The 12,310-nt window shown below is 45.4% G+C and carries 10 protein-coding genes; 4 read left to right on the top strand and 6 right to left on the bottom strand.

Translation table 11 applies throughout. From position 1 onward, the window contains the following. Positions 1-215: 215 nt before the first annotated feature. Positions 216-2,294: a thioredoxin domain-containing protein gene (locus tag IM450_RS04320; RefSeq protein ID WP_287670696.1), complete on the bottom strand. Its 2,079-nt coding sequence runs from the start codon at positions 2,292-2,294 to the stop codon at positions 216-218. A gap of 78 nt (positions 2,295-2,372) precedes the next feature. Here IM450_RS04320 and IM450_RS04315 point away from each other — a divergent pair, with 78 nt between their 5' ends. Then, on the top strand, positions 2,373-2,981 hold the full coding sequence (locus IM450_RS04315) for a chromophore lyase CpcT/CpeT (RefSeq protein WP_287670694.1): 609 nt from the start codon (positions 2,373-2,375) through the stop codon (positions 2,979-2,981). Here the strand turns inward: IM450_RS04315 and hemB are convergent. The 3 genes from hemB to def all read right to left on the bottom strand — a co-directional run bounded on the left by hemB (position 2,978) and on the right by def (position 5,647). Then, positions 2,978-3,958, bottom strand: coding sequence for a porphobilinogen synthase (hemB, locus tag IM450_RS04310; RefSeq protein ID WP_287670692.1), 981 nt, complete (start codon positions 3,956-3,958; stop codon positions 2,978-2,980). The genes IM450_RS04315 and hemB overlap by 4 nt on opposite strands. Before the next feature lie 116 nt (positions 3,959-4,074). Then, a complete protein-coding gene (gene folE, locus IM450_RS04305; RefSeq protein WP_002752393.1) occupies positions 4,075-4,731 on the bottom strand; it encodes a GTP cyclohydrolase I FolE in 657 nt (218 codons plus the stop codon). A 373-nt stretch (positions 4,732-5,104) separates the two neighbouring features. Then, positions 5,105-5,647, bottom strand: a complete 543-nt coding sequence (gene def / locus IM450_RS04300) for a peptide deformylase (protein ID WP_194015178.1) — start codon at positions 5,645-5,647, stop codon at positions 5,105-5,107. A gap of 120 nt (positions 5,648-5,767) precedes the next feature. Here def and dnaA point away from each other — a divergent pair, with 120 nt between their 5' ends. Continuing rightward, entirely contained in the window at positions 5,768-7,102 is a 1,335-nt protein-coding gene (gene dnaA, locus IM450_RS04295) for a chromosomal replication initiator protein DnaA (protein ID WP_004163862.1), read from the top strand. Positions 7,103-7,339: 237 nt separating this feature from the next. On the opposite strand, the gene IM450_RS04290 is transcribed toward dnaA, so the two are convergent. Together IM450_RS04290 and IM450_RS04285 are read right to left on the bottom strand one after the other, a co-directional pair. Then, positions 7,340-8,290, bottom strand: coding sequence for a heme o synthase (locus tag IM450_RS04290; RefSeq protein ID WP_287670690.1), 951 nt, complete (start codon positions 8,288-8,290; stop codon positions 7,340-7,342). A gap of 13 nt (positions 8,291-8,303) precedes the next feature. Further along, complete coding sequence (locus tag IM450_RS04285) at positions 8,304-9,224, bottom strand: COX15/CtaA family protein (protein WP_004163865.1); 921 nt, start codon at positions 9,222-9,224, stop codon at positions 8,304-8,306. A gap of 314 nt (positions 9,225-9,538) precedes the next feature. Between IM450_RS04285 and IM450_RS04280 the strand changes: the two genes are divergently transcribed. Beyond that, positions 9,539-10,495 carry a cytochrome c oxidase subunit II gene (locus IM450_RS04280; RefSeq protein WP_287670687.1) on the top strand — a complete coding sequence of 319 codons (957 nt, stop codon included), beginning with the start codon at positions 9,539-9,541 and terminating at the stop codon, positions 10,493-10,495. A gap of 38 nt (positions 10,496-10,533) precedes the next feature. After that, a complete protein-coding gene (gene ctaD / locus IM450_RS04275) occupies positions 10,534-12,210 on the top strand; it encodes a cytochrome c oxidase subunit I (RefSeq protein WP_287670685.1) in 1,677 nt (558 codons plus the stop codon). The last annotated feature ends 100 nt before the right edge of the window (positions 12,211-12,310 follow it).

Raw genomic sequence — 12,310 nt, 5'->3', positions numbered from 1 at the left:
TTCAGGGGGTCAATTACCTAATTTTCAGGGAAAAAGTACCTGAATTTTCCCCCCAATCACTCCAAAGGTCGGCACTTTTTGAGGGAAAACAAGTCTAAAAACCCTATCCAACAAGGTTTTTAGATTTATTCAGCAAACCCTGGTTAGAAGTTGCCAACGAAAGCCAAACACCAGAGCCTATTTCCTAGGAGAGTGGGGAGCAGAGAGAAAAAACCTTAACCGAGTAGTATTGACGGACCCACCATCACCCCAGCAATTTGTCGGTCCAACTGTTCTAAATTTTCCGCCGGTTCAAGGCAGCATAACCCTTGACAAATTAACCCAAATGTGCTAGGGGGCAAACTGTCATCGACTCGATACACCGCAGTGGGTAAATAGCGACTTAACAGCGGCTCGATCGAGCTTTCTGGGGCCCGCAGACAGAAACCGTGAAGATAGTGATCGAGGGCGACAAATAAACTGGGGCAAGCGGTGGGGGACTCTTCGAGGATGGTACTAAAAGATTGCAAGGCCTTTTCGGCCCGATCGAGATATTCTAGATTTTCCGTCAATCGCGACAGACGCAATAAATTAGCGATCGCAATTCCGTTGGCCGAAGGGGTGGCATTATCCGTATAACCCCGTTCTCGCACGATCAGATCGAGACTATGATCGGAAGCAGTATTAAAATATCCCCCCTCATCCTCGGCCCAAAACCAGCGATCAAATTCCCCTTGTAGATCGATAGCCGCCTCTAACCAGCGAGTTTCTTGGGGATTAGCCGTTTGCAAGTCCAGTAAAGCCTTAATAAAATAGGCAAAATCCTCCGATTGGGCCAAAACCGAGGCCTGACCCTGATAATTCAAGCGCTGAAAACGTCCATCTAACCACTGATGCTGGAGAATAAACTCGGCCGCGACCGTAGCCATTTGCCAGTACAAAGGTTCGCTAAAGACGGCAAAAGCCCGGGCTAAACCGGAAATCATCAAACTATTCCAAGCGACGATCATTTTCGTATCCGTTACCGCCGGAATCCGTCCCGGCCAAGAGACGTTTTTCGCCTCTTGATTGTCTCTGGCCGGGGGAAAAAGAGCTAATTGGGCTTGAGAACTGCCATAACGCCGAATAAATAACTTATCGAGGATATTTTCTATCTCCTTCCCTAATTCTCCCCCTTGCCGACGTTGCAGCACATTACGACCCTCAAAATTCCCCTCGGCAGTAACGGTAAAATTAGCCTGCAGCAGCCCCAATTCCTCGGTCGAGAGATAATCCCTTAACGACCGATCCGACCAGACATAAAAGGCCCCTTCCTCCGGTTCCCCATCCGTGGCCTTCTCAAAACTATCGGCATCTTGGGCCGCATAAAAATAACCTTCTGGGGCGGTCATTTCCCGTTTTAGCCAGTTAACCGTGCCTTTAATCCCTCTCTCAAAGGCCGCTTCTCGATCACCCGCACTCCACAAATTGGCTAAATATTCGACAATTTGCCCGTTATCGTAGAGCATTTTTTCAAAATGGGGAACTGTCCATGTCGAATCCACCGTATAACGATGGAATCCTCCCCCCACATGGTCATAGATTCCCCCTAGGGCCAGATCTTCCCCCCGTTGATAGGCCGCTTGCCGGAGGGAATCCTCAAAATCGTCACCAAAGCGACCGCCCTGCAAAGCCAGATGAGAATAGGGAATCATCGGAAAACTGGGCCGACCGTAATTATTGGGATTAACCCGAATCACTGCCGTATTTGTCTCGATTCCTGTGGCTAAAAGGGAAGGTTCGGCTAAATTGGTCTCTGCTCGCGGTAAAATAGCCGATTGACGCAGTGCGCCCAGCATTTCGGCCGTAAATTTGCTTAATTTCTCCTTTTCCTCGTCATAATAACGACGTACCGATTGCAACACTTGCAGAAAACCGGGCCGGTTAAAACGCGGTTGCACGGGAAAATAGGTGCCACCATAGAAGGGAATTAAACTATCGGGTGTTAGGAATACATTCAGCGGCCAACCCCCTTGACCGACCATCATCTGCAATGCTTGCATATAGATACTATCGATGTCCGGTCTTTCCTCGCGATCAACTTTGATCGGCAAAAAATACTGATTGAGATAATCGGCAATGGCCCGATCGGAAAAAGCTTCTCCTTCCATAACCGTACACCAATGACAGCTAGAATAACCGATCGAGAGAAAGATCGGTTTATCTTCTCTCCTGGCAATTTCTAGGGCGCTGTCACACCAATACCACCAATCGATCGGGTTTTCGGCGTGTTTTCGCAGGTAAAGACTTTCAGATTCAGCCAGATGATTAGCCATGGGAAAAGGGGTATTTTTGCTCTTGCTGCTTATTAGTTTAAGCTAATTAGAGACTAACCTAGAATCAAGCCTCTGCTCATGCTGAAAACTTCGATCGCCCTAGGATTTTTTCTCACTCAATCTTTACTCCTTAATCCGCAAGTGCAAGGGGTGGCTAATCATTTAATTGGGGTCATGGATACGACGCAACAAGCGCAGACTAACCCGCGCATTGCTAAGGTGCAAATGACCACCTGTGCCGTGAATTTTTCCCCGAAACAGGATAGTATTTATCTTTATCAGGAACAGGCGATTATCGATCGCTTAAATCAACCCTATCGTCAAAGAATTTTAGTCATTCAACCTAGCCCCGATAATTCCACTGTGGAATCAAAAGCTTATAAGTTAAATAATGCCCCTAACTTTATTAATTTTTGTAACAAAGACTTGACAGAAAGAAAATTAAATGTATCAGATTTGGCCGAGTCGGTGTGTACTGTGTTTTTAAAACCGATAGCGGGGGGTTATCGGGGAGAAACTCCCCCCCAGGGTTGTCCCACTAATGCCAGAGGTGCGGTGAAAATAACTAATACAATTATTCTACATTCCCAGGGCATGGATACCAGCGATCGAGGTTATGATAGCCTTGGTCGGCAGGTATGGGGAGCGCAGGATAATGTCTATCAATTTCGCTGGCAAAAACCCTAAAATCGGCTTTCCTGTTTCATTAATGCCACATCGAGAGCAAAATAGGTCAAAATCAAATCGGCCCCCGCTCGTTTCATACTGGTTAAAGTTTCCAAAATCAGGCTTTTTTCGTCAATCCAGCCCTGTTTTGCCGCCGCTTTAATCATTGCGTATTCACCACTAACATTGTAAGCGGCAACGGGAAGATGGCTACTATCGCGCAGACGACGGATAATATCGAGGTAGGCCAGAGCGGGCTTAACCATAATAATATCTGCCCCTTCTGTTATATCTAAACTGGCTTCCCGTAAGGCTTCCCGACTATTAGCCCCATCCATTTGATAGGTTTTCTTATCACCAAATTTTGGCGCTGATTCTAAAGCATCTCGGAAGGGACCATAATAAGCAGAGGCATATTTAGCCGTATAAGCGAGAATTCCCACATCTAAATAGCCAGCCGCATCTAAAGCTCGACGGATCGCCCCAACCCTACCATCCATCATATCGGAAGGAGCGACGAAATTAGCCCCGGCCGCCGCTTGCGAGAGCGACATTTTCACTAAAACTTCTAGGGTTTCATCGTTGAGAATTTTCCCGTCCTCCACAATACCATCATGACCATAAATCGAAAAAGGATCGAGGGCTACATCGGTGATAATAATTATTTCAGGGACTTCTTTTTTGATCGCTTTCACTGCCCTTGGCACTAAACCATCGGGATTATAACTTTCTCTGCCGCAATTATCTTTTTTATCTTCGGCAATCAGGGGGAAAAGAGCGATGGCATTAATGCCTAAATTATAAGCATTAACTACTTCTTTGAGCAATAAATCGAGGGAATAACGATAACAATCGGGCATAGAAGGAATAGCCACCTTTTGATTTTCTCCCTCCATGATAAAGAGGGGATAAATCAAGTCATTAACGGTTAATTCAGTTTCACGAACAAGACGGCGAATCGCTGGATTATAACGAAGACGACGGGGACGAATCAGCATGATAACAGCGAGTTAAAAATAAAAAGTAAACAGTAAATAGCTGGTTTTGCTCTAGTTTTTTACCTAGGCAAAAACCGGGGATAGGACGATCAAATAATCCTGATCCCCCTGACTAATTAGTGAAAATCGGGACTATGACGAATCAAACTCATAAACTCTTGACGAGTCTTAGCAGAATCGGCAAAAATACCGCGCACGGCACTCGTAGAAGTCCAAGAACCGGGTTTTTCAACCCCGCGCATTACCATACACATATGAGTCGCTTCAATCACCACAGCTACCCCTTGAGGTTGTAGTAATCCTTGCAAAGCATCGGCAATTTGTGCGGTTAAACGTTCCTGTACTTGCAGTCGTCTGGCGTACATTTCACAGATGCGGGCAATTTTCGATAAACCGATCACTTTCCCGTTAGGAATATAGGCAACATGAGCGCGGCCGATAATTGGTAAAATATGGTGTTCACAGGAGCTAAAAATATCGATGTCTCGGATTAAAACCATCTCGTTAGCATCCTCGTGAAAAACTGCCCCATTCAGCAATTCATCCAGGGATTGCTGATAACCAGAAGTGAGAAATTTTAGGGCTTTTACTACTCGTTTGGGAGTGTCTCGTAAACCTTCGCGATCGGGATCTTCTCCTAATCCTAACAGCAGTGTTCTTACCGCTTGCATCATCTCGGCTTCCGATACCGGCGATTTAGGTTCGGTAATCACTTCGGGAAAGTGATTGTAGTCATCATTGTCGAAAATTGCTTTGGATTTAGCTAAGGTCATAGATATTTTTACGGACTCCAATAGTTAATTGATCGGCAAAGTTTTCTGATGTTACCAATGTCAATAAATACCCTTTGCTAGAGTATTTATTTTTCTGGGCATCTAGACGATAACTAATGAAAGCTATCGGGTTATTCCCTCATCTGTGGGGTTATCTCCGGTGCGGAAATATTGAGGGCAGGCAGGGTTCTACTACATAATTAGTCTATCTTGTCAAGTAGTTCGTTTGTTTGCTATCTTGGGCTTCCTAGAATGATAATCGTTATCATTTTAACAAAAAATTTAGATTTACCAACAAAAATTTTGTCGCCAGATAAAATATTCCCGTTGAGTTATTTAACTTATTTTGAAGAGATAGGCAGATTTTGCGATTTTATCGCTTATATTCAGCAATATTCCTGATTTTATGGTATTCTTCCTCCGAGTATAAATCCGCCGGAGAAGCAAGGCGATCGAGAAAGAGGATTCCTTCCAGATGATCGTATTCGTGTTGAAAGATGCGCGCGACAAAATCCCTGAAAACTTGACGGATTTCCCGACCATTGCGATCATAATAGGCCACCTCAATCCACTGATGACGGGGGACAAAACCGCGCCAATTGGGGACACTGAGACAACCTTCCCAACCCTTGACCATTTCCTCGCTCACCTGCAAAATGCGAGGATTAATCATGGCAGTGGCCTGCATGATCGGAGCGTCGGGATAACGAGGATTGGGGTGAGAAGCAACGATAAACAGACGCAGAGATCGAGCAACTTGGGGCGCGGCAATTCCTACCCCGTGGGCAGCTTGTACGGTGGTAATCAGGGAATCGATCAAATTTTGACAGTCAGCATCGAGAAGATTATCGATCGCTGCTGCTTTTTGCTCTAGAATTGGATTTCCTAATTGGGTGATTGTTAAAACTTGCGTCATCTGTCTAAAGATTAATTGTTTTCCTCTGAAAATTATTTTATCGTCAACGGCAAAATCTCGCTAAACTGATAAGGTTTCCCCGCAGCAGCACTAGAGCAACTTTGTTAATCAAAATTAATCGTGGATAGCAGCGCCCAACAACTTTGGCATAATCTCCTAGAGCGTCTAAAATTACTATTAACCCGTCCCGCTTTCGAGACTTGGTTTCAAACGGCGACGGTTAAAGAATGGCAAAACGATCGCTTAGTAATTCAGGCTGCCAATCCTTTTATTCTTAACCATCTTCAGAAAAATTATCTGTCAACAATTGCTGAAGTGGTCGAGGATATCGTCGGTTATCCCGTCGAGATTCAACTAACGGCACAACAGGGCGATTCGATCGCTATTTTCCAGCCCAACACTAGCTTAGAATCAGAATTATCCCCCAGTAATCAACTTAACCCTAAATATAATTTTTCCCGTTTTGTTGTCGGTCCAACCAATCGTATGGCCCACGCGGCTGCTTTAGCGGTGGCGGAATTACCCGGGAGGGAATTTAACCCGCTTTTTCTCTGTGGTGGTGTGGGATTAGGTAAAACCCATTTAATGCAAGCGATCGGTCATTATCGTCTAGAATTATATCCTCAATCTAGGGTTTTTTATGTATCGACGGAACAATTTACTAATGATTTAATCACCGCTATCCGTCAAGATAGTATGGAAAGTTTTCGTAATCATTATCGCCATGCCGATATATTATTAGTGGATGATCTGCAATTTATTGAAGGAAAAGAATACACTCAAGAAGAATTTTTTCATACCTTTAATACCCTGCACGAAGCGGGAAAACAGGTAGTTTTAGCCTCCGATCGCCTGCCCAAACAGATGCCCAGTTTACAGGATCGTTTAATTTCTCGCTTTTCTATGGGATTAGTCGCCGATATCCAAGCACCGGATATCGAAACTCGCATGGCAATTTTACAAAAAAAGGCCGAGTACGAAAATCTGCGTCTCCCAAGAGAAGTTATCGAATATATTGCCGTTAATTATACTTCTAATATTCGCGAATTAGAGGGGGCATTAATCCGGGCTACTACTTATATTTCTATCTCCGGATTGCCGATGACGGTAGAAAATATCGCGCCGGTTTTAAATCCACCAATGGCCAAAATTGCCACTTCTCCTGAGATTATTATGGCGGTAGTAGCGGAAAAGTTTCAACTCTCGATCGCCGATCTAAAAGGAAATTCCCGCCGACGAGAAATTAGTTTTGCCCGACAGATTGGAATGTATTTGATGCGTCAACACACGGATTTAAGCTTACCGCGCATTGGCGAAGAATTTGGCGGCAAAGATCACACCACCGTTATTTATAGCTGTGATAAAATCAATCTTTCCCAGCATCAAGATCGACAATTACAAGAAATCTTAGCCCAACTAATCGAGCGAATTAACTCCCTCAGTCGCAATCAGTAGTCGGGGGTAATTATGAATGATGAATTATGAATTATGAATTGGGAATTGGGGAGATGGGAGAATTATGAATTATGAATTATGAATTGGGAATTGGGGAGATGGGAGAATTATGAATTATGAATTATGAATTATGAATTATGAATTGGGGAGATGGGGTTTTTCAGTAAACAGTAATCAGTGAACTGAAAACTCACATCTGATAACTGATAACTGATAACTGATAACTGATAACTGAGATTAACTACAGGAGAATAAACTGGCAATTGTAGCGAGGAGACGAGAGGTCATGGGTAAACTATCGATCACCATAGCTGTACATAATAACATCATGTAAAGAATGGAATATTTAAACAGCGATCGAGCCATGTCCCGATCAAAAGGATTCTGTTTTAATCGCCAAGCTTTTTTCAGGAAAACAAACCCTAAAATTAAAGCCGCTACACCATAAACCACACCACAGGCAGCCAAGGGATAAATCAGGAGGAAAGTGAAAGGAACGACGATTAAAGTATAGAGCCAAATCTGCTCGCTAGTGGCTTCTTCTCCTTTAACTACGGGCATCATCGGGATATCCACTTCTGCATAATCATCCTTGATCATTAAAGCTAAAGCCCAAAAATGGGGAGGAGTCCAGAGGAAAATAATTGCGAATAAAATCCAGGGAATCCAACCGAGATCGCCCGTTACTGCCGCCCAACCGACGAGGGGAGGAATCGAGCCAGCCGCGCCACCGATAACAATATTTTGGATACTATGACGCTTGAGCAGATGGGTATAAATCAGCATATAAAATGCGATGCCGGTCATTGCTAAAAATCCGCTCAAAGTATTGACAAAAAAGACAAAAAGTGCTAGGGAAAGAGAGGCTAAAACGAGGGCAAAAATGAGGGCGTGGAGGGGTTGCACGCGACCGGAGGGGATCGGACGGGCGCGAGTACGAAGCATGGTGTGATCGATGTCGCGATCATAGATGCAGTTTAAGGTTTGAGCGGCGGCGGCGGCGAGAGTGCCACCGAGGAGAGTAAGAAAGAGTAAGAGGGGGGAAACCTGACCTTTAGAGGCGATTTCCATAGAAGCGGCTGTAGTAATCAGCAGTAGAGGAATAATTCGCGGTTTGGTGAGTTGATAATAACTTTTAGCGACTTGTAAAAAATTATCGTGGTGGCGAAGGGCTTGAGTTCCAGTCATCGTGATTAAATCCTTAGAGATGGCTTATAGGTGCGAAAGAACGATCGCGAAGGGCAAAAGTGGTAAAAGCGACGAGGGTTGCCACCAATAGCGCACCGATGCTGTGGTGGGTAATGGTTAAGGGTTCCACCTGGAGATGCAGTTTCAGGGTGGCAACGCCCAAAAACACCTGTAGGGCGACTAATCCCCCGGCGCTAAAAGCTAGTTTTTTAAGGAGAGGATGGATAGCGGCAGTTCGCCAAGCGAAGAAAACTAGGGTTAAAACCGAGATAGTGGCGGGAAAAACCCCGATAATGTGGCTATTCATCACGGTGCAGAGTTGGGAAACCGTTAAACACTGATGGGCAGCCCAACGGGAACCGACGAGACCGCCGAGTAGACATTGCAGATAAACTAGACCGGTGGCGACCATTCCCATCCAAGTTAGTTTCCCGACCGCACCTGTGCCACGGTAGGGAGTCAGACCGATAGCAATGACGATTAAGGTGGCAAAAAAGAGCAAAGCTGTGGCTAAATGGGCGGTTACGATGTCAAATCGCAGTAATTGGGTGACGGTTAATCCTCCCAGGACTCCTTGCAGGAGAATTAAAGCCAAGGCAGCGATCGCCGAGGGCAACAGCCAAGGGGGAAGATGGCGACGATACCACCAAGACAGACCGACGAGAGCGATCGTGCTAAACCCGATCAAAGAGGCATCGAGACGATGAAACCACTCCAGAAATACCTGTAGATTCATCTGCTGACTGGGAATCCATTGACCGTAACACAGAGGCCAATCGGGACAAGCTAAACCGGCGTTCATAACTCTGGTGGCAGCACCCACCACCATGAGGGCGAAAGTAGCGATCGCAATTTTCCAGACTAAGCGGCGCATCCACACCTGAATATGGCCAGTTTCTCTTAGGGGTGTCGGGTTAAAAACAGATTCGGTCATCGGTTTGCCTGTTCTCAAGGAGTCTGTCATCAAAGATCATGGCTTTGTTTGCCAGTTAGTTATCACTGTGAATGAGTTTTTTTACGACCAGTAAAACCTTTTAGATATTCTTTAGATTTCTGGTCATTTCCGTTACATTTGTTTACATAAACTCAGAATAAAACATAAAAATTAGTTATTTAAAATACTTTCCCCGAAAACGATCCCAAAGAAAAGATAAAATTCTCAGAAGATGCTGGTTAAATTTCCCATCTATAGGGGAATCATGTTTTAGCCTTGAATAAGTAGCCACTATTAAAAATATTGAAAAGACCGTGAAAATTCCCAGCAGTATCCTGACGCTCGTATTCGGGATCGCCTTGACCTTAATTAGTCTCTGGTATGGCCAAAATCATGGCTTAATGCCTGTGGCCGCTTCCGAAGATGCTCAGGAGATAGATAATATCTTTAATCTGATGATGACCCTCGCCACGGGACTATTTTTAATAGTTGAAGGCGTGATTATCTATATAGTGATTCGCTTTCGCCGTAAACCGGGGGATCAAACCGACGGGCCGGCAGTGGAGGGCAATGTCCCCCTAGAAATCTTCTGGACAGCCATCCCGACGGTAATCGTTTTTATCCTTGCCGTCTATAGCTTCGAGATTTATAACAATATCGGCGGTCTCGATCCCTTGATTTCCAAGGGTGGCAAAGGAGAAATCGCCCACCACGGTCATCACCACGGCACGATGATGGCCCTGGGCGGCGATCGCAGGGTAGCCCTAGGTATCGGCAATTCCTACGATGGTGAAGGAGTTCCCCCCCTAGTGGTCAATGTTAAAGGCATTCAATACGCTTGGATCTTCACCTATCCCGAAACTGGCATTGTTTCCGGAGAACTGCACGCTCCCGTCAATCGTCCCGTGCAACTGAATATGGAAGCGGGAGATGTGATCCATGCTTTCTGGGTTCCCCAATTGCGTCTAAAACAGGACGTTATCCCCGGACAGGAAACGGTGTTATCGTTCACATCCAACCAAATTGGTCAATATCCGATCATTTGTGCGGAACTTTGCGGGGCCTATCACGGCGGCATGAAATCTAGCTTTGTAGTTCACTCCCAAGCCGATTACGACCAATGGGTGCAGGATAACACGATCGCCGAAGTTGACAGCGATCGAACTGTAGCCATGACCACTAAAGATCGCTCTGATAGTCAATATTTGACCCCCTACACCGAAGAAATGGGCATCGACGCTGAAATCCTCGCCCAAGTTGCCCATCAGTAGCAAATGTAATTTTTCTTGTCATCTAAAATCTTGGTATTATGACAGCATCAACGGAAATAACCACCCCAGCAACCGTTCCCGAGGTGATCCATCACCGCAAGTGGACCGATTACTTTACTTTCTGCACCGATCATAAAGTCATCGGGATTCAATATCTGGTGACTGCCTTTCTTTTCTTCTTTATTGGCGGTGCTTTCGCGGAAGTGCTGCGGACAGAATTAGCCACTCCCGACCCCGATTTTGTCTCCCCGGAACTATATAACCAATTCATGACCATGCACGGAACGATCATGATCTTTCTTTGGATCGTTCCGGTTGGGGCAGGTTTTGCCAATTATCTCATTCCCCTGATGATTGGGGCGGAAGATATGGCTTTTCCTCGTCTTAACGCTGTGGCTTTCTGGCTTAATCCCCCCGGCGGGCTGCTATTATTATCCAGTTTCTTTGTCGGCGCACCCCAGTCCGGTTGGACTTCCTACCCACCTTTAAGCTTAATTAGCGGCAAATGGGGCGAAGAATTGTGGATTTTGAGCCTTTTATTGATCGGGACTTCTTCGATTTTAGGCTCGATTAATTTCATCACCACGATCCTGAAAATGCGGATTCCTGAGATGGATTTGTACAGTATGCCGCTATTTTGTTGGGCAATGCTGGCCACCTCGACTCTGGTACTGCTTTCCACCCCCGTTCTCGCTTCTGCTCTCGTTCTCTTATCCTTTGATTTAATCGCTGGCACGAGCTTTTTTAACCCCGCCGGCGGCGGCGATCCGGTGGTTTATCAGCATATGTTCTGGTTTTACTCCCATCCTGCTGTTTATATCATGATTTTGCCCTTTTTCGGCACGATATCGGAGATATTACCAGTTCATGCGCGTAAACCGATTTTTGGTTATCGAGCGATCGCCTATTCCAGTCTCACCATCTGTTTCTTGGGTTTAATCGTTTGGGCCCACCATATGTTCACCAGCGGCACCCCCGGCTGGTTACGGATGTTTTTCATGGCGGCAACTATGTTAATCGCCGTTCCCACGGGCATTAAAATCTTTAGTTGGTGTGCCACTCTTTGGGGGGGTAAACTTAGTCTCAATACGTCTTTATTATTTGGGATCGGTTTCCTGTCTTCTTTCCTCATCGGTGGTTTGACCGGGATTATGTTGGCTTCTGTTCCCTTCGATATCCACGTCCACGATACCTATTTTGTCGTCGGTCACTTCCATTATGTACTATTTGGTGGTACGGCAATGGCCCTATTTTCTGCCGTTTACCATTGGTTCCCGAAAATGACCGGACGGATGTATAACGAGACTCTCGGTCGTATCCACTTTGTTCTCAGTTTTATCGGTTTGAATTTAACTTTCATGCCGATGCACGAATTGGGATTATTGGGTATGAACCGTCGTATTGCTCTGTATGATGTGCAGTTTCAGGATTTAAATGTTCTTAGTACCGCAGGAGCTTATATTCTCGGTATATCGAGTATTCCCTTCGCTATTAATATGGTCTGGAGTGCCTTTAAAGGTCAACCCGCCGGTCGTAATCCTTGGCGCGCTTTAACCCTAGAATGGCAAACCTCCTCTCCCCCAATTATCGAGAATTTCGAGGAAATGCCGATTCTTTGGTCTGGCCCCTACGATTACGGTATTGATATGGAAGAATCGGAAGCAGCGGAATCAGTACAAGATCTCCTCGCTGAAGTGGGCGCCGAATCGCAATAATCAGTTATCAGTTATCAGTTATCAGATGTGAGTTTTCAGTTCACTAATTACTGTTTACTGGACGGCTACGCCGTGCCTTTGGCAACACTGAAAAAAAGCT

This window comes from Microcystis sp. M083S1, assembly GCF_020246405.1.
GTDB lineage: Bacteria > Cyanobacteriota > Cyanobacteriia > Cyanobacteriales > Microcystaceae > Microcystis > Microcystis aeruginosa_C.
Note: the sequence above shows the minus strand (reverse complement) of the source record. Positions and strands in the feature narration are given on the sequence as shown.

Coding starts and splice junctions, on each gene's coding strand:
- IM450_RS04320 (WP_287670696.1), bottom strand. CDS start 2,294: ATGGCTAATCATCTGGCTGAATCTGAAAGTCTTTACCTGCGAAAACAC.
- IM450_RS04315 (WP_287670694.1), top strand. CDS start 2,373: ATGCTGAAAACTTCGATCGCCCTAGGATTTTTTCTCACTCAATCTTTA.
- hemB (WP_287670692.1), bottom strand. CDS start 3,958: ATGCTGATTCGTCCCCGTCGTCTTCGTTATAATCCAGCGATTCGCCGT.
- folE (WP_002752393.1), bottom strand. CDS start 4,731: ATGACCTTAGCTAAATCCAAAGCAATTTTCGACAATGATGACTACAAT.
- def (WP_194015178.1), bottom strand. CDS start 5,647: ATGACGCAAGTTTTAACAATCACCCAATTAGGAAATCCAATTCTAGAG.
- IM450_RS04290 (WP_287670690.1), bottom strand. CDS start 8,290: ATGACTGGAACTCAAGCCCTTCGCCACCACGATAATTTTTTACAAGTC.
- IM450_RS04285 (WP_004163865.1), bottom strand. CDS start 9,224: ATGACCGAATCTGTTTTTAACCCGACACCCCTAAGAGAAACTGGCCAT.
- ctaD (WP_287670685.1), top strand. CDS start 10,534: ATGACAGCATCAACGGAAATAACCACCCCAGCAACCGTTCCCGAGGTG.